This is a genomic window from Methanomassiliicoccales archaeon (assembly GCA_038740345.1).
GTDB lineage: Archaea > Thermoplasmatota > Thermoplasmata > Methanomassiliicoccales > UBA472 > JAJRAN01.
Genome location: JAVYMA010000012.1, coordinates 1 through 23,302, shown reverse-complemented (window position 1 = coordinate 23,302; position 23,302 = coordinate 1). Strand labels below are relative to the sequence as shown.

Genomic DNA, 23,302 nt, shown 5'->3' with positions numbered 1-23,302 from the left:
CTCGATTTATGAAATTTGTCTCAAATAAGAGAATTGGCAGACAAATTGTCCGACATTTTAAAAAGACTTATATACTGTGATATTATATTTATGCTTGACCAGAAGGGATAGCACCGCTGGTTAGGACCAAGCCTGGTCCGGGGATGGATGGGATTATGAAATCATTGGTGGAAGAAGCGCTGGCTAGGACTGGTGGGATGGGTGCTCAGGCTCCGGCCCAGAGCTTAACGCCGCCCGCTCCGCCGGAACCTACAGGGGATACGGCTGACGCGGAGCTGCTAGATATTCTGCAAAAATTGAAAACGAATGTCAAGATTATCGGTTGTGGCGGGGGTGGCTCCAACACCATCGCCAGGATATGTCAGGAAGGCATAATCGGAGCAGAGCTCTTCGCTGCCAATACCGATGCGCAGCACCTACTTGCTATCAGAGTTCCTCATAAGGTCTTATTAGGCAGGCGCTCGACCCGAGGTCTGGGGGCAGGAGCCCTGCCTCAAGTAGGAGAGCAGGCGGCACGTGAAGCGGAGGAGGAGTTGAAAAAGATCGTGTCCGACGCGCATCTCGTCTTCATCACGGCTGGGATGGGCGGCGGGACAGGCACTGGCTCCGCCGCGGTGGTGGCGCAGCTGGCCAAAGAAGCAGGCGCATTAGCGGTGGCGGTTGTCACCACGCCCTTCAAAGGCGAAGGCAGGGCGCGTATGGAGAATGCGGAGTGGGGGCTGGAGAGGCTTAGGAATGTGGCGGATACGGTGATCGTGATCCCCAACGACAAACTACTTGAACTCGCCCCGAGACTCCCTCTCAACCAAGCCTTCAAGGTGGCAGACGAGGTCCTCATGCGTGCCATAAAAGGCATAACGGAACTCATCACCAAGCCTGGGCTGGTAAACCTGGACTTCAACGATGTGAAGACAATAATGAAAGGCGCGGGAGTGGCCATGATAGGCCTGGGTGAGAGCGACGGGCACGCTGAGGACAGGGCCATGGAGGCTATAGAGATGGCGCTGAACTCGCCTCTGCTGGAAGTGGACATCTCTGGTGCCAACGGTGTGCTGGTAAATGTGATAGGTGGACCCGACATGACCATTTCCGATGCGCAAAAAGTGGCAGAGGAAGTGCAGAAGCGCGTCAGCCCTACGGCACGCATAATATGGGGGGCAGCGATCGACCCCGCTTTAGAGCACAAGATTCGTGTTATGGTGATTGTGGCTGGAGTCCAGTCCAAGCAGATCATCGGTCGCCAGACCGAATTTACCCGCCTCAAGGATGCAGATGTGGACTTCATCCGCTGAGTGATTCGAGGTCCACCGGTCGTCCCTTCCAGGGGACGACCGGTCAACCCTTTGGGATCGCACCGTCGATGAAGGACTGGCGCATAGAAATCTTTTAAATCGAATTCGCATATAGGCCTTGAGGGACGCGGTATGATTGCCACGTCCCTCGTCTCCCCCAGGAGGATTGCAAATGAAGTCGTTCATCAGCGACGCCCTCGCGCGCGCAGGACCAACAGCCGTTCCGACCCCCGAGCCGACATCATCATTCCAGCCCTTTTCCGATCAGGATGAGGAGTTAGAGAGAATTCTGGCAAGCCTAAAGACGAACATCAAGATTATAGGATGCGGTGGAGGTGGATGCAACACCATAGACCGCATGACTGAGGTTGGGATCTCTGGAGCTGAGCTTTACGCATGCAATACCGATGCGCAGCATCTCTTGGCTATAAGGGCGCCGCATAAGATTCTGCTGGGACGAAGATCCACTCGAGGCCTTGGTGCGGGTGCTCTGCCTCAGGTGGGGGAAGAGGCTGCCAGGGAAGCCGAGGCGGAGTTGAAAAAGGCTCTGCAGGGAGCAGACATCGTTTTCATTACCGCTGGCCTGGGTGGCGGTACTGGAACTGGGTCAGCCCCCTTCGTAGCCCAATTAGCAAAGGAGCTAGGTGCTCTGACCATTTGCGTCTGCACCTCACCCTTCAAGGCTGAAGGAGTGATTAGGGCAGAGAATGCGGAGTGGGGGCTGGAGAGGCTTAGGAATGTGGCGGATACGGTAATCGTGATCCCCAACGACAAGCTCTTGGATTTAGTCCCACGGTTGCCATTGAATGCTGCCTTCAAAGTTGCAGATGAGGTTCTGGTCCGCGCTATAAAAGGCATAACGGAACTCATCACCAAGCCTGGGCTGGTAAACCTGGACTTCAATGACTTGCGCACCATCATGAAAGGCGCGGGAGTGGCCATGATAGGCCTGGGTGAGAGCGATGAGGACGATAGGGTAGAAAAGGCGGTGGATGAAGCCATCAATTCACCACTCATAGATGTGGATATTACTGGTGCTTCCGGTGCCCTGATAAATGTTATGGGTGGCGACAACATGTCCGTGGCCGAGGCGGAGAAAGTAGCTGAGATCATCCAGTCCAGAATCTCTCCCAACGCCAGGATCATCTGGGGCGCGGCGGTAGACCCGGCCCTTCAGGACAAGGTGCGGGTGATGGTGGTTATAACCGGGGTGAAGTCGAAGCACATTCTTGGTCCCAAAGAGGCCCGAGGGACGATAAAAAGCATGGACGTAGACTTCATAAGATGAACCAAAAGCAATTTAATATAGAAGGGATTCGGGAGTCTTACAAGAGAGTATCGCGATGGACATCGTTGATAAGTCTTGGGAGGTCCAAAAGGACATTGAGGAGCGAGTCTCCAGAATCGGTAAGGGCAAGTATGGCCGCGTCATAAAGATGGCGCGCAAGCCCACCCGCGATGAGTATGTCAAGACCATAACCATAACCGGAATTGGTCTGGCACTCATTGGAGGCCTAGGGTTCCTCATCTACCTAATTTGGAATACGTTCATCATCTGATACTCTACTAAACCCCGGAGTGCGCTTTCCATGAATGATCAAACACCTCAACCCCCTGCACCTGCGCCCCCCACTATGCCCGCTCCAGCTCCGACGCAGGTAGTGGCACCAGCGCAGGTTTCGATAATCCTCACTGGTGAGAAGGACGAGCGCAAGGTACCCGCTGGCGGGAGCACCGTATGGAACCTTCAATTGAAGAGCGATGCTGGCGGTAAGCACAAGGTCAAGCTAGTATTAAGCATCAAGGTCATCTCGTCCCAGGAGGGAGCGGCAGATTGGTTCCTTCGCCTATACGATTCTACCGGACTCATATGGGATAGCGCCTCCGCAGCGGCGCCTGAGCTGATCCTGAACATGGAGGGGCCCCATGCCAAGATTTTGAAATTGGAAATGGAAGCCCCTAAAGGAGTGAGATACGGGGAGGGGGCGATTGCCAAGCTCGAGGCTTGCTATGAGGATGGCAGTTCATGCCAGAATATGGAGTTCAAGGCCATGGCTCGTCAGTCAATAGTGGTCCTCAAGGCTTCTATCGGTCACGAAAGGAATGTAGCCGATGACGTAGCCAGCAAAGCCAAGAGTGGCAAGAGCGGCATATATGCCATACTTGCCCCCAACAATTTACGTGGATATGTCCTGATTGAAGGTATGAACACGGATGAGCTGAAGGAGGCGGTGAGAGGGGTCCGACGCGCCCGGGGCTTAGTGGAGGGCGAGACCAATTTCGCCGATATCGACCATTTCCTGACGCCTAAACCATTGGTTTCCGGCATTCAGGAGGGGGATGTGGTGGAGCTCATCGCTGGACCCTTTAAGGGCGAGAAAGCTCGAGTCAAGAATATCGATGAGACTAAAGAGGAAATCACGGTGGAATTGATAGAGGCAATGGTCCCCATCCCCGTGACCGTTCGTGGTGATAGCGTTCGCGTATTAGAAAAGGAGAAGTGAGGATATGGCAGATACTATTGAGGTGCTCGTGGACGGGGGCAAAGCAACGCCCGGTCCTCCCTTAGGTCCAGCGCTTGGGCCTATGGGGGTGAATGTTGTCCAGGTGGTCGCCAAGATCAACGAGAAAACGAAGAGCTTCGAGGGCATGAAGGTGCCGGTCAAGGTCATTATTGATCCTAAGACCAAGAGCTTCGACATTAAAGTGGGAACGCCTCCAACTTCACAGCTTTTGCTCAAAGAAATAGGAGCAGAGAAAGGGTCAGGAACACCTAATAAGAGCAAAGTTGGCGACCTCAGCTTGGACCAAATAATAAAGGTTGCCAATATGAAAAGCGATTCCTTGATGGGCAAGGATCTTAAAAAGAAAGTCCTAGAGGTTGTGGGCGTCTGTGTCTCCACTGGCATAAGCATCGAAGGCAAGGACGCCAAGGTAATGCAGAAGGAGATTAGAGAGGGGAAGTGGGACGCCAAGCTTTCGGCTTAGGCATCCCCTCTTGTGCATAAAGCTTATAAAGGGAAGGTGCATAGAGGGACTCCACCACTGTAGGAGAGCCTAGGCTCGTGAGCACTACAGGAGAGGATGAATTTGGTCGAGAAAAAGACTTTGGACGCCGTCAAGAAGGCGCTGGAAAACCATAAGAAGCGCAATTTTACTGAGACGGTGGACATTTCCATTAATCTGAAGGACATAGATCTTAGCGTACCTAAGAACCGAATTCAGGATGATATTATCCTACCAAACGGTAGAGGGCGTCAGGTGCGGGTCTGCGTCATCGGCGGCAACGAGATGGTGGCGAAGGCTAAGTCCATCGCTGACCGCGTGTTGACCGCGGATGAGTTGGGCAAGATCGCTGAGGATAAGAAGCTAGCGAAGAAGATGGCCAATGAATTCGATTTCTTCATCGCTGAAGCTACATTGATGCCTGTGGTCGGTAAGCGCTTGGGGATGGTTCTGGCCCCTAGGGGCAAGATGCCCAAGCCAATACAGCCTGGAGCGGATCCCAAGCCTATAATAGAGGCATTAAGAAAAACAGTAACGGTCCGGAGCAAAGACCGCAAGACCTTCCACGCTCCTGTGGGTACGGTCGAGATGACCCCAGAACAGATTGCTGAGAACATCGATATGGTCTTAAAAAGGGTAATAGGAAAGCTGGAAAGAGGAACACAGAACATCGGCTCTGTTTATGTCAAGACGACCATGGGGCCTGCGGAGAGGATAATGTGAGGTGAGATGATTGGCGCACGTAGCAGCTTGGAAGAAACAAGTTATCAAGGAGCTGGTCGATGCCATGAAGTCCCATCACTCCGTGGCCGTGGTCGACCTACACGGAATACCATCAGCCCAGCTACAACTCATGAGGCAGGGGATGCGACCCAAAGCCGCTGTGATTATGTCCCGCAATACCTTGCTGAACATCGCAGTGGACGAGGCTGCCAAAGAGAGACCTGGCCTGGAGAAAATAAAAGAGTTCATCAGCGGGCAATGCGCCATCGTAGCCACTGACGAGAACCCCTTTAAGCTATTCAGGCGGATGGAATCAACGAAGAGCGCAGCCCCAGCTAAACCGGGAGACGTGGCCCCAAAGGATATAGAGGTTAAGGCAGGGGAGACACCGTTCAAACCCGGCCCCATAGTAGGCGAGTTGCAGAAAGTCGGGATTCCGGCCGGCATCGAGGGCGGGAAGATCGTCATCAAGAAGGATAAGGTGCTGGTCAAGAAAGGGGAGGTCATCTCGGCAGAGCTGGCGGCAGTTTTGCCCAAGCTGGAGATCCTCCCTATGACCGTGGGCATGGACCTGAAAGCGGTCTTCGAGAATGGACTGATATATAAGAAGGACGTCTTGGACGTGCCTGCGGATTACTACACAGGAATGATCGCGCTGGCATCACGCAACGCCATGGCGTTGGCTGTGGAGGTGGCCTATTTCGCGCCAGAAACCATGGCCCCCTTGTTAGCCAAGGCGTATAGGAACGCGGTGGCGATCTCTTCGGAGGCAGCGTTCCCGACAAAGGACACGATACAATTCCTCTTGGCAAAGGCGGAGGCGAGCATGCTCGCCCTGGCAGCTCGGATCCCTGAGCTGGCGGATGAGCGAGTGAAAGAGAGGCTGTCATCAACGCCCTCCTCATCGGCGCCCTCTCCTAGCGCGAAGGAGGAGCCGAAAGAGGAGAAGAAAGAGGAGAAGGTCAGCGAGGAGGATGCCGCGGCTGGCCTTGGTGCACTATTCGGATGAGATAAAGGAGGCAAAAACATGGAGTATGTATACAGCGCTTTGGTTCTTCACGCCGCTGGAAAGCAGATCACCGAGGACGCGGTCGCCAATGTCCTAAGAGGCGCCGGGGTCGAACCCGATGTCACAAGGATAAAGGCCCTTACCGCTTCTCTCGAGGGTGTCAATATCGACGAGGCTATTAAGAGCGCCGTCATTGCGACCCCCGCCGCTGCCCCTGCAGCAGCTGCCGCTCCAGCCGCGGAGAAGAAGGAAGCGAAGAAGGAAGAGGAGAAGAAGGAACAGGTCAGCGAGGAAGAGGCTGCAGCCGGCCTCGGTGCTCTGTTCGGTTGAGCCGAGCAGCGCAGGTTCGCCCCGCCCTCACCTGTTTCCGGCCCATCAGGAGCCGCTCGGCATCCTACGAGCTGCTCCTGTCAGGCCACCTAAACCAATTATCTAAATATTCTTCTCACAAAGTGTTTGGCCTGAGTCTGAACCTTTAAAACTGGAATATGATAGATACGCCGTTCGACATTTCACATCTTCTCTATGACTTGCGCGACCTCCTTCTCAATGAGCTCCGCCACCTCATGGGTCAATTTCGCCTTCATATCCTCGGGAACAAACTTGACGCCTAACTCCGCGGAGCACTTAGCCATCTTCACCAGGGCATAAGCCTCACGCATCTTTGCGTCGAGAAATTCCTTTACTGCCTCCTTGAGTTCCGCCTTAAGCTGTGGGTTCTCCTCGATCTTCTGCTTTATCTGCCTTTTGATCTCATCCTTGACTAGGTCCCTAATGGCCTCTATTATCAAGTCTTCAGTGTTGCTCACACCTATCGTGGTCCTAAGCATTTGGTCGACTACCATTCGAGCTCACTCAATAGCGAATCATGAACAGCAGGATATAATTACGTTTTGACGCTAAGGCACACACCTCATCATGCTGGTGCTAGGTGTTTTGTATTCGCGCGCCAGGGAATGAGACAAGGTTAAATAAGCACGACCTTCTTCTTCGATGAGCGGTATGAGACTTGATGAGATCTATAAACTCGCAGTGAAGGCGGGAATGGAGGCAGATCCCCGCACTAAGAAAGAGATTGAGGCGGAGTTGAGGAGCCAGAAAGAGAAATTTGAAAAATTGGATGAAAAATCCAAGGATAGATTCGATAAGGATCTTCTCTGGAATCCCTATCATGATTCCAGAATTCTGTTCGGCGATGATGACATGGAGGTTAAGAGCGTGCTTTTCGGCATCGATGTAACCTCGGGAGAGGTGCTCCTTGCCGACCGCCTTAGGGAGAGGGGAAAGGATGTGGATCTTATAATCAGCCACCATCCTTTAGGAAAAGCTAGAGGCCTTTTCCCTGAAATGCTACATGTGCAGGAGGATATGTACCATGATTATGGAGTACCTATCAATGTCATCGAGGATATCATGGCTCCGAGGATTAAGGAGGTGATGCGTGGAGTACACCCTGGCAACTTCAATCAGCCAGTGGACGCGGCCCGACTCCTGGGTATACCTTTGATGTGCCTGCATTCCCCCTGCGACATGCTAGGTCAGAGATATGTGCAGAGGCTAATGGATAAGAGGAAACCGCGCAAGGTCTCCGACGTCATCGATATCCTGCTGAACCTGCCCGAGCAGGACCAAGCCGCACGATATAATAATTCGCCTGAAGTACTGGTGGGCGATAAGAGCCGCAGGGCAGGGAAGGTGCTGGTGAAGTTCGCTGGAGGCACCGCTGGCCCCAAGGAAATGTACGATGCCCTGGCCAAGGCAGGAATAGGAACCATTGTCTGCATGCATGTGCCTGACAACCATATCGAGGAGGCGAAGAAAGCGCATGTCAATCTGGTGGTCTCCAGCCATATGGCCTCGGATTCGATAGGGATCAATCTCTTCGCTGATATGCTGGAAAAACAGGGTGTAAAGGTGGAGCCTTTCTCAGGGTTTATAAGGGTCAGAAGAGGGAAAAGGTGAGGGGTGTGTGAGGGGCGAATACCAGGAGCGTAATTCTAGGATATTCAAAGATGTGTCCAAATTAAGCTTCGACTATGTGCCGGAAAAGCTAGTGCATAGAGAGAATCAGCTAGCTAAACTCTGGATGCTATTTCGCCCATTACTGGAGGAGGGGGTTTCCCAAACCGCCCTCCTCACGGGACCCGTAGGCACAGGAAAAACGGCAACCTCAAAACGATTCTGCCTCGACCTTGTGAGGGAGGCACAGGCAAAAGAGAGGGCCATAGATTTCGTTATAGTGAATTGCCGTCAAAGGAACACAGAATCCAGTGTACTATTACGTTTGGTTACACACTTCGACGAGCGCTTTCCCGATAGAGGCTTCTCCTCCGCGGAGATGCTGCGCTCCCTGCGCAAGCACATCGATAAACGCAGGATCCATCTGGTTGTAGTCTTGGATGAGGCGGATGTTCTCCTGCGAAAGGGTGCGGGAGACTTAGTATATCATCTATCACGCTTCGATGAAGAGAAGGTGGCTGGAAGAGCCTCGCTGTCATTGATTCTGGTTTCACAGCGCCAAATCCTGGAGATGTTGGACCCTGCCTCTGCCTCCACGTTCAAAAGGGCGAACGTTGTGGTCTTTGACCGTTACAACGCCGAAGAACTCGCAGATATCGTGGCGGATCGTGCCGCCCTGGCCATGTTCCCCGAGGCGATAAGCAGGGAATGCATCGACCTGATCGGAGACATTGCCTCAGAGTTCGGAGATGCCCGCTTCGCCATCGAACTATTGGAAAAAGCAGGAATGCTGGCAGAGGAGGAATCCGCAGAGAGGGTGACGGCAGAGCACGTGCGCGCGGCCAAAGCTCTCACCTACTCTGTGGTAACCGAGAGTAAGATCGAGGAGTTGGATAAGCAGAGGAAGTTGGTTCTGCTTTCCATCGCTCGCGCTATCAAGGGAGAGGCGTATGTCACCACAGGTGAGGTAGAAAGGGTGTATAGAGTGGTAGCTGAGGAATATGGGGAGAAGGCGCGCGCACACACTCAATTCTGGGCCTACCTTCAAGACCTGGCCAATGAAGGGCTGATCAGCACCAAAGTAGCGGGCGAGCCCTCAGGTGGAGGGAGGACCACCTACATCTCCCTCCCGGACATCCCCGCTTCGATATTAAAAGAGAAGCTGGAGTCCATGATGCAATGAAAGCAGCTGAGGGAGCTGGAAAATAATTTAGCGTTATTCGGCTTATCTTTGGCTCGGTGTATCTATGCTCCAAACCCCTCTTCACGAGCAGCATGTGCGATTAGGCGCCAAAATGGGGCCCTTCGCCGGCTGGGAGATGCCTATACAGTATTCCAGTATCATAGAAGAGCACATGGCTGTGCGAAAAGCCGCTGGCGTCTTCGATGTTTCTCATATGGGAGACATCTTGATAAGAGGAAAGGGTGCGCGCGAGGCTTTAGCAAAGCTATGCACCAACAAGGTTGAGGATATTCCCCCGGGCAGAGGGATTTACAGTCATATTCTAAACGAGCAGGGCCACATCATCGATGACGTAATCATCTATCATTATGCTGAGGAGATATATCTGATGGTTCCTAACGCGTCTGGTAGGGGGAAGGTGTTAGCCTGGCTTCAATCGCATAGCATGGGACAGGAGATATTGGACTTATCCGACCGCATCGCCTGCATCGCCCTTCAGGGACCCAAATCCTCCGAGATACTTGAAGACCTGACCTTCTCCGATCTCTCAGCCCTGAGACGCAATTCCTGCGAGCTGACAGAGCTGTTCGCGGATCCCGATCTCACTGAAGGCTTATTCGACAGGTATCAGCCCACTGGATTCTTGTGCGATATTCTGGAAAGCAAATGCCGACCCAAAACCAAGGGTCAGCTAGGATTCAATGAGACTGCCTACCTATGCCGAACCGGATATACCGGCGAGGATGGTTTCGAGATTATGGTGGAGAACGCCGTGGCTCCCATCCTCTGGCAGATCCTACTTAGGACTGGAGCTGATAAAGGTCTTAAGCCATGCGGACTCGGAGCCCGTGACACCTTGCGTCTGGAGATGGGTTTCCTTCTCTCCGGGACTGACTTCGATGGCTCCCAGAGCACTCTGCAGACGGGACCAGCATGGGTCCTCAAGATGGACAAGGATTTCATCGGCAAAGAAGCACTCATGAGACAAAAGGAGTACGGTGATTATGAGAGGCTAGTTTGCCTAGAGCTCTTAGAGAAAGGCGTACCGCGCCATGGCTATGAAATAATGGCCAAAGGAGAGGTGGTGGGACGGGTGACTAGCGGTACCATGTCGCCCTGCCTTAAAAAAGGAATCGGAATGGGCTATGTGCGACCACCGTATCATCAGGAAGGGTCGCGGCTGGAGATTGCCATAAGAGGGGCGAGTGTGAAGGCTGAGGTGGTAAGACCGCCCTTCATCAGGCGGAGTAGAACTGCGGAATAGCGATCATAAGTCTTAATCGATTATTTGAGCTGGGTGAACTGGATGCCGCGGCGCACAGGTAAGGTGGTGCAAACCCTTCTGGATCTGCTAGCCCGGCCCAGCGCTTATGGCCAGGATAAGTACCAGATCGTCTCCTATGTGATGGATTGGTTCTCGGACCTGGGCATGAGCGTCACTTTGCATGGGCAGGAGAACTTGCCGGCGATATGCGCTACTAATGGTGCAGGTGGCCTCATCCTCTCAGGTCATTTGGACACCGTCCCTATAGGGAACAATTGGGAGATGGAGCAAGGACAGGTGGTAGGCGGTCGTATATATGGCAGGGGGGCGGCGGACATGAAGGGTGCGGTGGCATCAATGTTGCACGCCTGCGTCGAATTAATGCGCCAGGATCTTCGCTTCTCCGTCCTTTTGACCACGGATGAGGAGGAGAAGATGACAGGGGCATACGCTCTTGCCGAGCTAGACGTGGTAAAGGAGGCCAAGGGCATATTGGTTGGTGAGCCCACCGATCTTCTTCCAGCCTATAAGGAGAAAGGCATTTCACGCTTCCGTCTCACCACCTATGGCACAGCGGCTCATGCGAGCCAGCCCTGGCTGGGGGAGAACGCCATACAGAAGATGTCGTCCCTCCTTGAACGATTGAATAAGTGGGCAAGGGCTCCCGAAGGACCCACTGAAGATATGACTCTCTGCATCTCCATGATTCGAGGGGGTATCAAATCCAACATGGTCCCCGATAAATGCGAGGTGGACATAGATGCCCGCTTTCCCAAGCCTTTGACCTATCAAAAGGTCAGGACCATCATAATGGATGAGCTGAAAGGCGCGGACTATGATATCCAGATGCTATATGAACTGGAAGCCTATGAGGCGGACCCCAACTCAGAGATAGCACGATTGGCACAAGAAGTTACGGGTTCTGAACTCACCATCGTGCCCTATGCCACAGAGGCCCCGATCTACGCTGCTGTGAACCCTAATGTCTTGGTCTGCGGACCTGGAGCCATGACCATGGCGCATGCGGACGACGAGTATGTGGAGAGATGGCAGCTAGAACGGGCAGTGGAAATTTATACGGCGATGGCGGAGCGGATGGCTCAGGGATAGCAGCGAGCTACGGTGCGGGGAAATGGCACTGCGTCACGGATGTGCTCCAGCTTGCAGATCCACCGCACGACCCTCTCCACGCCCAAGCCAAAGCCTGAATGCGGCACGGATCCAAACCTCCTAAGATCCAGGTACCATTGATAGGCCTCGATAGGTATGTTGTCTTGTTGAAGCCTTTGTATTAGTTTTTCCAGGTCTGTCTCCCTCTCTGAGCCCCCGATTATCTCTCCATAACCCTCTGGGGCTAAAAGGTCGGAACATTTGACGGTCCTGGGATCTTGAGGATCTTCCTTCATATAGAAGGCCTTTATCTCTTTGGGGAAATTGGTGATGAAGACTGGGACTTTCTCGTCTGCAGTGAAAGCCCTTTCCTCAGGTGCCCCCAGATCGCTTCCGAAGTTAAGCTCGAAGCCGAGGGATCTCAGCTTTTCTATGGCCTGGGAATAAGGTGTTCGCTTGAAGGGTGGGCGTACCTCCTTCAAATCATTCGGATCCCTTCCTAGCAATCTCAATTCCTCAGGACGCTCGACCCTCGCCTTTTCCACCATGGCCGCGACCAGTCCTTCCTGCACCTCCATGTTCTCTTCATTATCCATCCAGGCCTCCTCGAGTTCCAGGTGCCAGTACTCGGTAAGGTGCCTCGTGGTCCTAGATTTCTCGGCCCGGAAAGAAGGGGTTAGGGAATACACTCGCTCCAAGGAAAATATCAGTGCTTCCAAATACATCTGGGCACTCTGACTTAGATACGCTTCGCGATCGAAGTATTTTAGCTTAAACAGGGTCACCCCGCCCTCGCATGCATTCTGCGTTAGAACGGGTGGGGTGACCTCGATGAAATCGTTATGCTTCAACCATTCCCTGGCCCCTTCCAACAAAGAGGCTTTCACTTTCATCACCGCTGCCTGCTCCCTGGACCTAATCCAGAGATGACGATTGTCCAGCAGAAGCTCTTCGCTCTGATACTCCGTGATGGGAAATGGCTGTGCTAAGGATACCAGCTTAAAGCGGGTTGCCTTTATCTCATAACCACCTGGAGCTCGAGGATCCTCACGAAGCTCTCCGCTCACGATCACTGACGACTCCACTGGAGCAGATTTCGCCGCTTCGAATTCTTCTTCGGGTAGGGAGCCCTTTTTCACCGTCACCTGCATTATGCCAGTTGAGTCCCGCACCACCGCAAAGACGATGGCACCGCTACTGCGAATGCGGTATATCCATCCTTTTATGGTCTCACTGCCTCCCTCTGCAGGGGAGGCGAAAATCTGAGAGATCTTCCTGGAGGGGACCATAGGCTCTTCAACCACTTACAGATAGTTTTCCCTTTCGGTCCCATGGATGATAGGCGCGGGTTCGAGAAAGGATATGTTTATCTTCGGTGTCGATTGATTGCTTGGCATGGTCGTGAGGCTTGCAAAGGAGGACGACCTTCGAGGATTGGAGAGGATTGAGCGCTCCTCATTCCGTAAAGAAAGATTTCCCCGAGCGCTTCTGGCCTTTCTTTTGTGCTCAAACGCCTTCATGACCGTGGTGGATGAGACAGATGGGGTACTAACGGGGTATGCCTCGGCTTATTTGGATGCAAGGGAAAGCGCAAGACTGGTATCCCTTGCCGTTCTTCCCGCATTCAGGGGTAGGGGCGTGGCTAAAAGATTAATGGAGAAAGTAGAGCTGGGATGCATAGAAAAAGGGGTGAGGGAGATATCTCTGGAAGTCTCCATCTCCAACTTGATAGCTTTACACCTTTATTTAAGGCAGGGATATGAAATTGCGGGCATCATAAAAAACTATTATGGCGCGGGCCATGACGCCTTCTACATGGAGAAGAAGATTTATAAAATGGAGAACGAAGAACCCCCAAATCCACAAGGGCTCTAGAGATTGATTTAATGACTGGCAAGCTTAAAAGTACAAATCTTAGGTTCACGAATTTTTAAATAGTGAACCGTGTATTCGGCGCTTGATATCTGCCCTCGCTCGAAGCAGCTAGAGGTGAAGCAAATGGAAGAGACCCTGTGCAATGTGGAGTTCCTCAAGAATAACAATACTTACATCGCCAGAGTGCAGAGCGACCTAGGAGGAATGAGGGAGTACCGCAGCTCTAGCTTCGAGGAGGTGCTAGAGCAGGTCATAATCGACCTCCAGGAAGAGTTCGAGACCGCTATGTAAACTCGACGCTGAGAGCTTATTGCTCTTGGCGTTGGTGATGTCCTATATCGGGCTTGATGGGAGGAGATGCCGTTTCCTTAGGGCGGAAATGGAGGTTAAACATATGCAGGAAACTGACAAATCGGATCTGGATGAGGTCATCTCAAACTATTATGGCGATGAGCAGGTCACCGCCCTTATCAATCTCAAGGTCGACACTAAAGATGCCGATAAAATTGCGGAAAGGATCTCCGGTTTCCTGCCAGTGGAGGATGTGTTTCTGGTCACGGGGGATACGGATATAGTGGCCAAAGTTAAGGTTCAGACCTATAACCAGTTGAAAAGATTCATAATCGAAGACCTTTCCAAGATAGAAGGTGTAAAAGATACAAAGACGCTAATGGTGGTGAGCACTTTCAAGGAACGGGGCGAGCTGCGTTTCGAACCAGGCGAGAGCGAGACGACAGGCGATGCCTGAACCGAAATATTCTCACGATCCAGGAGGGATGATGCATGGTAGACGCGGACACAAAGATGAAGCAGATCATCGATGTCCTTGACCAACTGGCAGAGGATACATCGGTCCCTAGAAATATCAGGCGGGGGGCGACCTCGGCCAAAGAAAGACTGCTGCAACAGAAAGAGGCCTTGGATGTAAGGGCAGCCAGCGCTATCTTCATATTGGATGAGCTGGCCAACGACCCCAACATACCCTTGCATGGTCGTACCCTAATCTGGAATATAATCAGCCAATTGGAGACGATAAAATAAACTCAGCTTTTTCTTTTTCCCGACTCCTTCAATCTGGCCTGTGTTTAGAGGGGAAAAGGTTTATCATTGCAGCCACGATTCCGAGGGTCAAAGCGGCTGTGGTCTAGTGGTTATGACCGAAGCTTCCCAAGCTTCTAACCCGGGTTCGAATCCCGGCAGCCGCACCTAATTACCTGGGCAGTAGCTTATGCCCCTTTCCTTCGAATACGGCTACCAGCACATTCCCTTCACGCACTTCCACTTCATAGACTGAGCCTTTTTCATCCTCTGCTCTCTTCTTGGCCGTGGCAATCAATTTTCCTCTTGCCGGCCGTAGGAATCTGATGCTAGCCTCCTTAGCGACCTGTGTATATTTCCCCATATTGCAGGCCAGGGCGAATGCTTGATCAGCGAGTGAGAAAATTGCTCCTCCATGGGCTGTGCCTACGCTGTTCCGTTTGCCCTCTAGGTCCATCTCCACCTGTACTTCCTCCTCTGTCATCTTGATGGTCCTCATATTCATCATAATAGGGTATTCGCTGCAATCAATGGCCTTTAGTCTTTCTTCAATATCCTCGTAGATGATGAGCGGCTCTCCCATTCTTCACCCCTCATGAGATAAGCGGAGCTGAGGATAAATGATGCACTTGTAGGAGGATGAGCATACTTTGCTGATTAAATCGAGACCATTGAACAGACGGCATTGGCTAGACTTAGAACCAAGTAGCTTTCGAGCCTCAACCGCCTCTTTGGTCATTTTCTGTTAGAGCGATAATGCTAAAGCGCGCTTACTGAAAATAAGAGAAAGTAAGGTTAAAATGGTTTTATGGCGAGGCTTTTATGATCTGGCCTCGCCATGGGTTGTGCAAAGGTTTACTCAATATCCGCCCTCAGGCTGATTGTTGATGTAGTCAGCCAAAGAGGCCGCCTTGGAATACTTGCCCTCATGGTACCAAGTCACGATCCAGTGCATGGCCTCATGGATGCTAATGTCCTCCATGCCTTCAGGCATGTCGACACACCCATTCAGATAGTATCCCTCGCCCTTGGTCTGCTCATAGAGTCCTGCGGTCAAGAGCATGGCTAGCATCTGCGCCTTCGCCATCTTCATAGGTGTAGTGGGCTTCTCGTAGTTCAGGATATCATAGGCTTTCTTGGGCGTCAAATCTTTCAGCCAGTCCAAGGCTCCGTTATAAGAGCTTCCGAAGGCTGGGATGACGTGTTTTTTTGTTAGATCATCTATCCAAGCCAGTGCGTATAGGACCTGATCCTTAGTCACCTGGGTTCCCTTTCCCTTGTCATATCCCCAGAGCTTGCCAATGTTGGTCTTCCAGAAACCCATGGTATAGCCATCGGGATAGTAGCAGCACCGCACGCAAGCTATGTCGCTCAGCATTCCCGGTAGCAGGACCACGTCCTGTCCGGTCTCCAACACATGTTCGACCAGCCTTCCATAGCCTCCCTTCACTTCAGCGGTGACGGTGATCATCATGCCCTCATGGCAGCACATGACTTCGATCGATGCTTCGCCGTTGCAATCCGTGGTAACGAACTCGTCATAGTCGCAGCATCCATGCACATGGAAGGCTACCTCCACCCCCGGCATCGGGTTTCCATTGTTGTCCAGCACCGTGGCCGTTATCGTTGCCGCCTCTCCCACGCCCACACTCTGGCAAGCGGGTGACAGCTCAAGGCTAGCTGGGAACGCGCAATTCGCCGGAATCGTACCATATATCTCTGCTGCCCTCATACTAACATTAGCCAGGCTGATTCCTAAGTCATCATCATTGTAGGTTATCATCCAGATTACCGCCTGTATCGCAGCTGCCTCTAGATTCGGATCTGCCGCGCCCTCAGCCTGATAGTTGTTCAACACCCAGTTGACCTTGCACCATTCTTCCGCGGTCAGCAGATCGTCGATTACCATGGCGTCGTCATAGTTCAACGGTTTGTTGTAGTCAAGACAATAAGCGTTATAGCTCTCATCCTTGTCCACATTGTAGATCACAAGATAACCAGCCCATATCTTGTAACCTGGATCCATCGGATTGACTGGATATAAATCAGTGTTGATCCACAGCCCATATTCCCCTAGTTCATCGAAAATCGCGTCATCGCCAGGCTCAGGCGCTGCCAGGACCGTTGCGGGCACGGCGAAGGCCATGGCCAGCATCGCTACCATGACAAACGCCATCGTGCTCCTCAATCTCGTTTTCATTCATCCTCCCTCCGTTTCCGAACTTCCTTAAAGCGCAACTAGAGCCTCCCCCTATACAGGCTCTCAATTTTCGCCTTTAAAGATTGATATATGTTTGGATGGTGAATTATATATATTTATCTCTATTCTCTTTATTATTATCCAAAAAGATAATAACCTTTCTTACTAACCATTATCATGTCCAGCAACGCATTTTTTTAAACTATTGTCTGAACCTGTTTTTACCCGAGCCCGATGGTTGAAATGCTAGTTTTTATGATAGATTTATCGCGAACAGCCTTCAGGGACAGCCTGTTCACATTTGCCCAAAGAGCATCTTTCGATATAGGCCAATTCCTTGGCTCTCATCAAAGCTTTCTCCAGCACGCTCATATCGCATCCTCGGCATTCGTGCCTTAGACTTAGCAGCTCGGCGAATGCTTTCGATTTCTCCACATATCCCTGCTCATCTTCTACATTGGTCGAGATGTACAGGCAGCGCGAATAGCCAGTGAAGAGCATCTTGAGAAAATACATGGGATCGTAGCCTTGATCCACCATACAATCCAGATGCAGCTCTTTTATAGCTCCCTTAAACCCTAGCTCTGCCCAGCCCGGACTGGAGAACCAAGTGCCGGTGCATTTCCTCTTCTCCCTCTCGTACTCCACTGGAGTTAGTAGAGCGGCGATGCAGTCATCCGCCTCCAGCATGGATGTGGGCACCTCCAATTCCTTGGTCACGCCCCTTAAAGATTGGCACACCCCATATCCGAGGAAGACTGCGTCGACCTTGCCCTTCAGCGCGGAGACTCTCTCCCTGACCCTTACCTTCAATTCCGCCGAATCCACATGCAGAGCGAATTCCAGGTACTCACGGTGCACGATGTCTGGATCGTCTTTGGTCAGATTCTCGATCTCACGTTTCAGTATTTCGCATGCGACGATTCCCACCCGGATGCCATTGCTCTGCATGATGCGTCCTCTTCTCCTCATAGAGGAGCGCATCTACAATTTAATTCTGATGCATTATACCACGGGCTTAACTTTGATTGCATGCCCTGCTGTCCTCAGCTAAAGATACTTCCATTTCCTTTTTGGCTCATGGGCCTCTCTCTCGACGGATTGGCTAGGCGCAATGGCCGAGGGTTCACCTTTCATCCTTTCGGGAGACTTATGCGGTAATGATACAAGAGTAGTCGTCTCTAATGACCACGGTCGGGGCGACCTTATGGCCGATGCCGTGAATGGATTGCGGATGATTTTGGCATAATGGTTCATGAGCAACAGCAGCGCTATGGCATAAGAAGCCATCACCACCAGGCTCAGCCACCAGGCTAGTTGGAATAAAAAGGCCACCACCAGTATAGCCAGAAGGCTTATAGAGATGAAAGAGGCGATGAAATGGCTGATCTGTTGGGAGCCTTTACCACTGGCCCCCAAATTCTCATAGTTTATTGAGCGCACCACAGGGGCCAGCTCGACCTTCAACATATAGGAGATCCAGACGGTTAAGCTAAGGGCTGCGAAGAAAGTCAGCCAATGCCAAATACCAGTAGTCCCCGCAACCACCAAGAGGGAGAGGAAATAGGCTATAAGGCTCACCTCTATCCTCCTGCTGCGCTTGAAAAGCTTGAGGGAAGAAGGAAGGAGGATTTTTCCCATGGTCCTAGACATTATGGCCCCCCCTTGCTTGACGTAGGATGGCAGCAGCTTGGAAAAAAACCGTGCTATCTGGTCGCTGAAGCGGATAAGTGCGGGAGTGATGAGGCTCATGGTGAAACAGAAAAGGCCAGCGAAGGGGTTGATTTCCGCTCCCTTGGTTACTCCTGCCGCCCCGCTGCCCATGCTCGCGTACATGATCGACTCCGCACCCCTTCCACACATGGATGCTCCCATGGAAACTGCCGCGCGCGAGCTGAAGCCCATGAGGTAAGCTATAGCCGGCAATATGATCATCTCCCCTAGCAGGGCTACGGGGACCGCGATCAGCACCACCGTGATTATGCCAGGGAACATTGCTGGATCGATAAGCATTCCGAAGAAGACGAAGAATATGGCCACGAAAACGTCTCTGAAAGAGGTCAGGCGCATGCCGAAACGCTCGGCGAGCTTGGTCTCGGAGAAGACCATGCCCAGGAAGAAGGCGCCTATTATCGCTGGCACTCCTGAGGCCTCCGCCAGGGCCGCGGAGAGGAAGACCATTCCCAAAGCGAAGAGGACGAAGAGCTCGTCGCTCTTTATCTGGGAGAGGTAAGAGGCGGTGCGGGGTATCACCACGGCGGCCAGGAAGGCGAAGAAGGCGAAGAAGACGCCGATGCCGAGGAGCAAATTCGGGATGCTCTCCGCCCCTAGCCCAATGCTTCCAGCCTGCATAATCAGACCTCCCATGATAGCTAGCACTATCATGGAGACGAAGTCTTCCATCACCATCATCCCCAGGAGGACCTCGGTCTCGGGATTGGAGAACCTATTGAGCTCCATGAGGGACTTCCCAGTAATGGCCGCGCTGCCCATGGCCACTACGCCAGCCAAGAATATGGTATCCACAAGGGGCCATCCCAAGGCCATGCCCAGTACCACGCCCATGAAAAGATCCACCCCAGTATTCAAAAGCGCTAGCAGGGTGGCAGGGCCTTTGATCTTGCGCAGCTTGGTGAAGGAGAACTCCAGGCCTAAGAAGAAGAGTAACAGGACCAAGCCGAGCTGGGAGAGATATTCGACAAAGCTGATGTCTTGCACTAGACCATTGTACTGAATTCCAAAGAGGTTCAAGCTGACATAGGGGCCGATAAGCGCTCCAACGATTATGTAACCCAAGATGACGCTCTGCTTGAATCTCGAGGCCAGTGAGGCTGCGATGAAGGCGAAGAGCATTATCACCCCCAATTGCATCAACAACTGCAGGTTCCCTAGCATCGTGACTCCCCTTGGTACGCAGTGGCGCCCTGAGCTACGAGATCAGGAACACAAACCAAGTTTAGCGTCCCTCTCTTCATCATCACCTAGGCGTGAGCTGGGCATATCGGCGAAGCTAGCCATTGGCCAGCAACCTAGTGCATCCCTCGCCCGCATCACGCTGCAGCGTAGAAATACTTTTTCTAGCCAGTCTTGCCCTCGCTATATTGCTTTTATAGCCTAGGTGCCTAATTCGTCAAAAGATAATTCAACTCCGTGGAGGGCAGAGACGCGTCTGGAGGCTGAGGGTTTGATAGAGGTTGATGGGGCGAGGGGGGAGGGGGGAGGCCAGATTATCAGGACCTCAGTGGCGCTTTCCTCCCTTATCGGACAGGAGACGCGCATTTGCAATATTAGAGCTGGCCGACCTAATCCTGGGCTGCAGGCACAGCATGTGTGCGCCATAGAGGGGGTGGCGCGACTTTGCGATGCAGTGGTGAAAGGCAATAGAGTGGGGTCGACAGAAATACTCTTCTCACCTGGAAGGGTAAAGCCAGGCCAGTATAAGATGAGCGTGGGTACCGCCGGCAGCGTGACCCTTGTGCTCCAGGCCTGCCTACTGGCCAGCGCTCGAACTCCACAACCTTTTATTTTCGAAGTAATGGGAGGTACGAACGTGCGTTGGTCCCCTCCCATAGACTTCTACGAGCTGACCCTGTTTCCGCAACTGGAAAGAATGGGTGCGAGATGCGCTCTAGTGGAGATGAAAAGAGGATTCTATCCAGAGGGGGGAGGGAGGGCTGTGGTGAGGTGGGAGCCACCATCCAGATTCCTGCCTTTGAACCTAGAGAGAAGAGGTGGACTTAAGCACCTCAAGGGAAGAGTCTTCACACAGAACCTTCCTGAGCATGTGGCCCAAAGAATGGCAGCGGCCTTTAGAAAATCATTTTTAGGCGCCAATATCAGCCTTTATACCGAGCGGAGCTTGGGTGATTCCACGGGAGCAGGCATATTCATTCTCGCAGATTTCGAGAATTGTCTCCTATCGGCAGATGGCCTTGGAGAGAGAGGAGTTCCAGCAGAGAAGGTGGGCGAGGATGCGGCCCAAGCCTTAAAGAAGGAGATTCACTCTGCGGCCACTGTGGATGCGCATGCCGCCGATCAGCTCCTCCCCTTTATGGCACTGGCAGAGGATGAGTCGCGGGTTGTGGTGCGAGAGATCACTGGACATCTGCAATCTCAGGCCGATCTGATGCGAAGATTCCTAAATGCCTCGATTGATTTCGAGCCCATCGACCGTGGCGTCCTGCTGCGTGTAAAGCCTCAGCCATACATATAGCTGGTCTTCCTCTTGGAGCTCTCTTCTTCGTTTATGGCCTTCTTCTGTATCTCCTTAAGGGTATCCTCTATGAGGGCCGCCTCCTCCAGCAGCGGTTTTAGATCCAATTCCACGTGTAGCAGCATGCGGTCGATCACGGTCATAATCGCCGCCGCAGCCCTAGCATCAGGGTATTCAGCATGCGCTTCGGCCAGGAGGGTCAAGACGTCAAAATCTCTAGCTACGCCCTCATTCAGCAGCACGCCCGCGAAGCCTGCAATGACCCCATTCTCGAACGTCTTCACATCGATCTGCTTCATTATCTGCCTGACTGAGGGCGTGGAACCCACTCCCCAAACCCTTACTCCAGCTCCTGGCTCGATGGCATCGTCAGATATGGCCGCGCCATATTCGGCTAATTTTTCTGAGCTGGCTTTGGCCAAAGCTTCAATGCGCTCAGAGTCATCTTTGCTTAGTAGGCCTTCGGGGGAGATGACCATCTTGCATTTGTGATCCTCTACCCAATCCATCATGGTGATGGCCAAGGGCTTGAGTATGTCCTGGGCGGGTTGGAACTCGGAGACGAAGACCACCACCTTCTCTTGGCCCTTGGTTCCCAAAGAGCCGCCATAAACCCTCACAGGACTCAATGGTACACCCTCGCGCACTAAAGAAATGGAAGGGAAGTAGATGGAATCGACCACGGCTATCTGTTCCAAATTGAGAAAGCTCACCAAATAATTGGCCACAATGGAACCTACCAAGCCCACAGAGGGGAAGCCGTCGATGACGTACGCGCCCTTGATGTTCTTCTCTTTAATGTCGATTATATCTATCCCGTTCATCAAAAGGCAATGTGCGCATTGTGTACTTATTTTGTAGGTTCTTGATTCGAGTTCTCGAGTGCGCAAAGGTCAGTAACCTTTATTTTGGCATCCTGCCCTGAAAGCGTGCGATGAGACCTCATGTTATAGTAAACTGCGCCATGACCGCCGACGGGAAAATCGCCGGAAGGGCGCGGAAGCAGGTGAGGATATCGTCCCCTGAGGACTTGGAACGAGTGCAGCGGCTGCGCGCGGAGTGCGATGCCATTCTGGTAGGCGTGAACACAATAATATCAGACGATCCTCACCTGACGGTGAAGGGGTTAGACCGGCAGCGTAATCCGTTGCGTGTGGTGCTAGACTCGAAAGGAAGGACTCCGCAGAGTGCCAGAGTGCTCGATGAACGAGCGAGAACTCTCATAGCCACCTGCGAGGAATGCAGCAAGGAATGGGAGGGGGCGGAGACGGTGCGCCTGGGCAAAGAGAAGGTCGATTTACACCAATTGATGCGGGAGCTAGAGCTCAGGGGGGTGAGCAGGCTAATGGTGGAGGGAGGGGGTGAAACGATATGGTCCTTCTTCAAAGAGGGACTGGTGGACGAATATGTCGTATTCGTCGGCTCAATGGTGCTGGGAGGGAGGGATGCGCCCTCGCCCGTGGACGGGGAAGGATTCGATGAGGGGAAGTGTGTCAGATTAAGGCTAATCGAATGCAAAGTACTGGGTGACGGTGTGCTCTTAAAGTACGAGGTCATGAAGAATGCTGGCTGAGCCTAAATTCCTGGCGGATGGGATGCTAGGATCTCTGGCGCGCTGGCTGAGGATGATGGGATATGACACTACCTATTATAGCGTGCTTGAGGACGATGAGCTTCTAAAAATGGCGAAGGAACAAGGAAGGCTGCTTCTCACGCGAGACCAAGACCTAGCTGCCCGTGGCGGGCGATACGCCATTTTGATCACTGAAGAGAATTTGGAGGAGCAGCTTTTACAATTGGTGCATGAGCTTGGTCTAAGAACCGATTTGGAGATGAGCAGATGCACAGAATGCAATGGTGCCTTGGAGAGCGTGAGCAAAGAGGAGGTGAAGGGGAGGGTGCCACAAAGGACCTTGCAGTTGCAAGATCAGTTCCATCGCTGCCTATCCTGCGGCAAGATCTATTGGAAAGGAACGCACTGGGCCAATATCCAGCGACGTATAGCAGGCATCGAGGCTAGAAGCGATAGAAATCCTCGCTGACGATCTTTCCTGTGCCCGCATTGATGATCATTACACCATATATTCCTTCTATGCACCAGATGGGGAGATAGAATATGCCCTTGCGGTCCAGATGTATATCGTTGGCACGGGGGGCAACGCGCTTGCGCTCGGTCATGGTCACATGGCCCTCATCTCGCACCATTTCTTTTTCTCTGCTGTGCAGGCGCAGCACCTCTTTTCGCGCCAATTCGTCCGCCTCCTCTTGGCCGAACGAAGGTGTGGCTTTGTGGTGCGCTGCCTCCAGGGTGTAGACTACATCCAATTTTTCGCTCCACACCTCCACCTTCCTGGTGAGGGCGTTCACCGCCAGGCGCCCCTGCTCCTCCCCCACCACTTCATTTCCACAGTATATAGGGCAGGAGTAATC

27 protein-coding genes and 1 tRNA gene are annotated in these 23,302 nt (G+C 52.6%); 20 read left to right on the top strand and 8 right to left on the bottom strand.

What is annotated here, in order from left to right:
- Positions 1–155 precede the first annotated feature (155 nt).
- The 8 genes from ftsZ (QW520_05380) to rpl12p all read left to right on the top strand — a co-directional run bounded on the left by ftsZ (QW520_05380) (position 156) and on the right by rpl12p (position 6,360).
- Complete coding sequence (ftsZ, locus tag QW520_05380; protein MEM0449235.1) at positions 156–1,292, top strand: cell division protein FtsZ; 1,137 nt, start codon at positions 156–158, stop codon at positions 1,290–1,292.
- A gap of 172 nt (positions 1,293–1,464) precedes the next feature.
- Positions 1,465–2,580, top strand: coding sequence for a cell division protein FtsZ (gene ftsZ, locus QW520_05375; protein MEM0449234.1), 1,116 nt, complete (start codon positions 1,465–1,467; stop codon positions 2,578–2,580).
- A gap of 55 nt (positions 2,581–2,635) precedes the next feature.
- Positions 2,636–2,851, top strand: coding sequence for a protein translocase SEC61 complex subunit gamma (locus QW520_05370; GenBank protein MEM0449233.1), 216 nt, complete (start codon positions 2,636–2,638; stop codon positions 2,849–2,851).
- 30 nt (positions 2,852–2,881) lie between these two features.
- Positions 2,882–3,796, top strand: a complete 915-nt coding sequence (locus QW520_05365; protein MEM0449232.1) for a transcription elongation factor Spt5 — start codon at positions 2,882–2,884, stop codon at positions 3,794–3,796.
- A 4-nt stretch (positions 3,797–3,800) separates the two neighbouring features.
- A complete protein-coding gene (locus QW520_05360; GenBank protein ID MEM0449231.1) occupies positions 3,801–4,280 on the top strand; it encodes a 50S ribosomal protein L11 in 480 nt (159 codons plus the stop codon).
- A 102-nt stretch (positions 4,281–4,382) separates the two neighbouring features.
- The gene (locus QW520_05355; GenBank protein ID MEM0449230.1) at positions 4,383–5,021 is read left to right on the top strand and encodes a 50S ribosomal protein L1; all 639 of its coding nucleotides are present in this window, start codon (positions 4,383–4,385) and stop codon (positions 5,019–5,021) included.
- A 10-nt stretch (positions 5,022–5,031) separates the two neighbouring features.
- Positions 5,032–6,030: a 50S ribosomal protein L10 gene (locus QW520_05350; GenBank protein MEM0449229.1), complete on the top strand. Its 999-nt coding sequence runs from the start codon at positions 5,032–5,034 to the stop codon at positions 6,028–6,030.
- A gap of 18 nt (positions 6,031–6,048) precedes the next feature.
- The gene (gene rpl12p, locus QW520_05345; protein MEM0449228.1) at positions 6,049–6,360 is read left to right on the top strand and encodes a 50S ribosomal protein P1; all 312 of its coding nucleotides are present in this window, start codon (positions 6,049–6,051) and stop codon (positions 6,358–6,360) included.
- Positions 6,361–6,542: 182 nt separating this feature from the next.
- Here rpl12p and QW520_05340 read toward each other — a convergent pair whose 3' ends face one another.
- A complete protein-coding gene (locus tag QW520_05340; GenBank protein MEM0449227.1) occupies positions 6,543–6,875 on the bottom strand; it encodes a hypothetical protein in 333 nt (110 codons plus the stop codon).
- Positions 6,876–7,023: 148 nt separating this feature from the next.
- On the opposite strand from QW520_05340, the gene QW520_05335 reads away from it, so the two are divergent.
- The 4 genes from QW520_05335 (at position 7,024) to QW520_05320 (ending at position 11,546) form a co-directional block, all read left to right on the top strand.
- Entirely contained in the window at positions 7,024–7,992 is a 969-nt protein-coding gene (locus tag QW520_05335; GenBank protein ID MEM0449226.1) for an NGG1p interacting factor NIF3, read from the top strand.
- Between the two features lie 7 nt (positions 7,993–7,999).
- Positions 8,000–9,172, top strand: a complete 1,173-nt coding sequence (locus QW520_05330) for an AAA family ATPase (GenBank protein ID MEM0449225.1) — start codon at positions 8,000–8,002, stop codon at positions 9,170–9,172.
- 64 nt (positions 9,173–9,236) lie between these two features.
- Positions 9,237–10,436 carry a glycine cleavage system aminomethyltransferase GcvT gene (locus QW520_05325; protein MEM0449224.1) on the top strand — a complete coding sequence of 400 codons (1,200 nt, stop codon included), beginning with the start codon at positions 9,237–9,239 and terminating at the stop codon, positions 10,434–10,436.
- 42 nt (positions 10,437–10,478) lie between these two features.
- Positions 10,479–11,546 carry a M20/M25/M40 family metallo-hydrolase gene (locus QW520_05320; protein MEM0449223.1) on the top strand — a complete coding sequence of 356 codons (1,068 nt, stop codon included), beginning with the start codon at positions 10,479–10,481 and terminating at the stop codon, positions 11,544–11,546.
- Here QW520_05320 and asnS read toward each other — a convergent pair.
- On the bottom strand, positions 11,537–12,835 hold the full coding sequence (asnS, locus tag QW520_05315) for an asparagine--tRNA ligase (protein MEM0449222.1): 1,299 nt from the start codon (positions 12,833–12,835) through the stop codon (positions 11,537–11,539). The genes QW520_05320 and asnS overlap by 10 nt on opposite strands.
- Positions 12,836–12,941: 106 nt before the next feature.
- Between asnS and QW520_05310 the strand changes: the two genes are divergently transcribed.
- From QW520_05310 to QW520_05290, 5 genes are all read left to right on the top strand, one after another.
- Positions 12,942–13,421, top strand: coding sequence for a GNAT family N-acetyltransferase (locus QW520_05310; protein MEM0449221.1), 480 nt, complete (start codon positions 12,942–12,944; stop codon positions 13,419–13,421).
- Between the two features lie 69 nt (positions 13,422–13,490).
- Positions 13,491–13,712, top strand: a complete 222-nt coding sequence (locus QW520_05305) for a hypothetical protein (protein MEM0449220.1) — start codon at positions 13,491–13,493, stop codon at positions 13,710–13,712.
- A 34-nt stretch (positions 13,713–13,746) separates the two neighbouring features.
- Entirely contained in the window at positions 13,747–14,169 is a 423-nt protein-coding gene (locus QW520_05300) for an Lrp/AsnC family transcriptional regulator (GenBank protein MEM0449219.1), read from the top strand.
- A 35-nt stretch (positions 14,170–14,204) separates the two neighbouring features.
- Positions 14,205–14,462 carry a UPF0147 family protein gene (locus tag QW520_05295; GenBank protein ID MEM0449218.1) on the top strand — a complete coding sequence of 86 codons (258 nt, stop codon included), beginning with the start codon at positions 14,205–14,207 and terminating at the stop codon, positions 14,460–14,462.
- A 92-nt stretch (positions 14,463–14,554) separates the two neighbouring features.
- Positions 14,555–14,626, top strand: a tRNA-Gly gene (locus QW520_05290).
- 5 nt (positions 14,627–14,631) lie between these two features.
- Here QW520_05290 and QW520_05285 read toward each other — a convergent pair.
- The 4 genes from QW520_05285 to QW520_05270 form a co-directional block, all read right to left on the bottom strand.
- On the bottom strand, positions 14,632–15,042 hold the full coding sequence (locus QW520_05285; GenBank protein MEM0449217.1) for a hotdog fold thioesterase: 411 nt from the start codon (positions 15,040–15,042) through the stop codon (positions 14,632–14,634).
- A 276-nt stretch (positions 15,043–15,318) separates the two neighbouring features.
- Positions 15,319–16,659, bottom strand: coding sequence for an Ig-like domain-containing protein (locus QW520_05280; protein ID MEM0449216.1), 1,341 nt, complete (start codon positions 16,657–16,659; stop codon positions 15,319–15,321).
- A 264-nt stretch (positions 16,660–16,923) separates the two neighbouring features.
- Positions 16,924–17,643 carry a DUF1638 domain-containing protein gene (locus QW520_05275; GenBank protein MEM0449215.1) on the bottom strand — a complete coding sequence of 240 codons (720 nt, stop codon included), beginning with the start codon at positions 17,641–17,643 and terminating at the stop codon, positions 16,924–16,926.
- A gap of 66 nt (positions 17,644–17,709) precedes the next feature.
- Positions 17,710–19,554, bottom strand: a complete 1,845-nt coding sequence (locus QW520_05270; protein ID MEM0449214.1) for a cation:proton antiporter — start codon at positions 19,552–19,554, stop codon at positions 17,710–17,712.
- A gap of 223 nt (positions 19,555–19,777) precedes the next feature.
- Between QW520_05270 and rtcA the strand changes: the two genes are divergently transcribed.
- Positions 19,778–20,872, top strand: coding sequence for an RNA 3'-terminal phosphate cyclase (rtcA, locus tag QW520_05265; GenBank protein MEM0449213.1), 1,095 nt, complete (start codon positions 19,778–19,780; stop codon positions 20,870–20,872).
- On the opposite strand, the gene QW520_05260 is transcribed toward rtcA, so the two are convergent.
- The gene (locus QW520_05260) at positions 20,857–21,696 is read right to left on the bottom strand and encodes a PAC2 family protein (GenBank protein ID MEM0449212.1); all 840 of its coding nucleotides are present in this window, start codon (positions 21,694–21,696) and stop codon (positions 20,857–20,859) included. The genes rtcA and QW520_05260 overlap by 16 nt on opposite strands.
- 110 nt (positions 21,697–21,806) lie before the next feature.
- Between QW520_05260 and QW520_05255 the strand changes: the two genes are divergently transcribed.
- Both QW520_05255 and QW520_05250 read left to right on the top strand, forming a co-directional pair.
- A complete protein-coding gene (locus QW520_05255) occupies positions 21,807–22,445 on the top strand; it encodes a 2,5-diamino-6-(ribosylamino)-4(3H)-pyrimidinone 5'-phosphate reductase (protein ID MEM0449211.1) in 639 nt (212 codons plus the stop codon).
- The gene (locus QW520_05250) at positions 22,435–22,914 is read left to right on the top strand and encodes a Mut7-C RNAse domain-containing protein (protein ID MEM0449210.1); all 480 of its coding nucleotides are present in this window, start codon (positions 22,435–22,437) and stop codon (positions 22,912–22,914) included. The genes QW520_05255 and QW520_05250 overlap by 11 nt, the downstream gene beginning before the upstream one ends.
- On the opposite strand, the gene QW520_05245 is transcribed toward QW520_05250, so the two are convergent.
- A partial coding sequence (locus tag QW520_05245; protein MEM0449209.1) for a hypothetical protein occupies positions 22,889–23,302 on the bottom strand: 414 nt, incomplete at its 5' end. The genes QW520_05250 and QW520_05245 overlap by 26 nt on opposite strands.

What these genes read in the sequence shown, in the direction of transcription:
- ftsZ (MEM0449235.1), top strand. Translation starts at nt 156, where the DNA reads ATGAAATCATTGGTGGAAGAAGCGCTGGCTAGGACTGGTGGGATGGGT.
- ftsZ (MEM0449234.1), top strand. Translation starts at nt 1,465, where the DNA reads ATGAAGTCGTTCATCAGCGACGCCCTCGCGCGCGCAGGACCAACAGCC.
- QW520_05370 (MEM0449233.1), top strand. Translation starts at nt 2,636, where the DNA reads ATGGACATCGTTGATAAGTCTTGGGAGGTCCAAAAGGACATTGAGGAG.
- QW520_05365 (MEM0449232.1), top strand. Translation starts at nt 2,882, where the DNA reads ATGAATGATCAAACACCTCAACCCCCTGCACCTGCGCCCCCCACTATG.
- QW520_05360 (MEM0449231.1), top strand. Translation starts at nt 3,801, where the DNA reads ATGGCAGATACTATTGAGGTGCTCGTGGACGGGGGCAAAGCAACGCCC.
- rpl12p (MEM0449228.1), top strand. Translation starts at nt 6,049, where the DNA reads ATGGAGTATGTATACAGCGCTTTGGTTCTTCACGCCGCTGGAAAGCAG.
- QW520_05340 (MEM0449227.1), bottom strand. Translation starts at nt 6,875, where the DNA reads ATGGTAGTCGACCAAATGCTTAGGACCACGATAGGTGTGAGCAACACT.
- QW520_05335 (MEM0449226.1), top strand. Translation starts at nt 7,024, where the DNA reads ATGAGCGGTATGAGACTTGATGAGATCTATAAACTCGCAGTGAAGGCG.
- QW520_05325 (MEM0449224.1), top strand. Translation starts at nt 9,237, where the DNA reads ATGCTCCAAACCCCTCTTCACGAGCAGCATGTGCGATTAGGCGCCAAA.
- QW520_05320 (MEM0449223.1), top strand. Translation starts at nt 10,479, where the DNA reads ATGCCGCGGCGCACAGGTAAGGTGGTGCAAACCCTTCTGGATCTGCTA.
- asnS (MEM0449222.1), bottom strand. Translation starts at nt 12,835, where the DNA reads ATGGTCCCCTCCAGGAAGATCTCTCAGATTTTCGCCTCCCCTGCAGAG.
- QW520_05310 (MEM0449221.1), top strand. Translation starts at nt 12,942, where the DNA reads ATGGTCGTGAGGCTTGCAAAGGAGGACGACCTTCGAGGATTGGAGAGG.
- QW520_05295 (MEM0449218.1), top strand. Translation starts at nt 14,205, where the DNA reads ATGGTAGACGCGGACACAAAGATGAAGCAGATCATCGATGTCCTTGAC.
- QW520_05285 (MEM0449217.1), bottom strand. Translation starts at nt 15,042, where the DNA reads ATGGGAGAGCCGCTCATCATCTACGAGGATATTGAAGAAAGACTAAAG.
- QW520_05280 (MEM0449216.1), bottom strand. Translation starts at nt 16,659, where the DNA reads ATGAAAACGAGATTGAGGAGCACGATGGCGTTTGTCATGGTAGCGATG.
- QW520_05275 (MEM0449215.1), bottom strand. Translation starts at nt 17,643, where the DNA reads ATGCGCTCCTCTATGAGGAGAAGAGGACGCATCATGCAGAGCAATGGC.
- QW520_05270 (MEM0449214.1), bottom strand. Translation starts at nt 19,554, where the DNA reads ATGCTAGGGAACCTGCAGTTGTTGATGCAATTGGGGGTGATAATGCTC.
- QW520_05260 (MEM0449212.1), bottom strand. Translation starts at nt 21,696, where the DNA reads ATGAACGGGATAGATATAATCGACATTAAAGAGAAGAACATCAAGGGC.
- QW520_05255 (MEM0449211.1), top strand. Translation starts at nt 21,807, where the DNA reads ATGAGACCTCATGTTATAGTAAACTGCGCCATGACCGCCGACGGGAAA.
- QW520_05250 (MEM0449210.1), top strand. Translation starts at nt 22,435, where the DNA reads ATGCTGGCTGAGCCTAAATTCCTGGCGGATGGGATGCTAGGATCTCTG.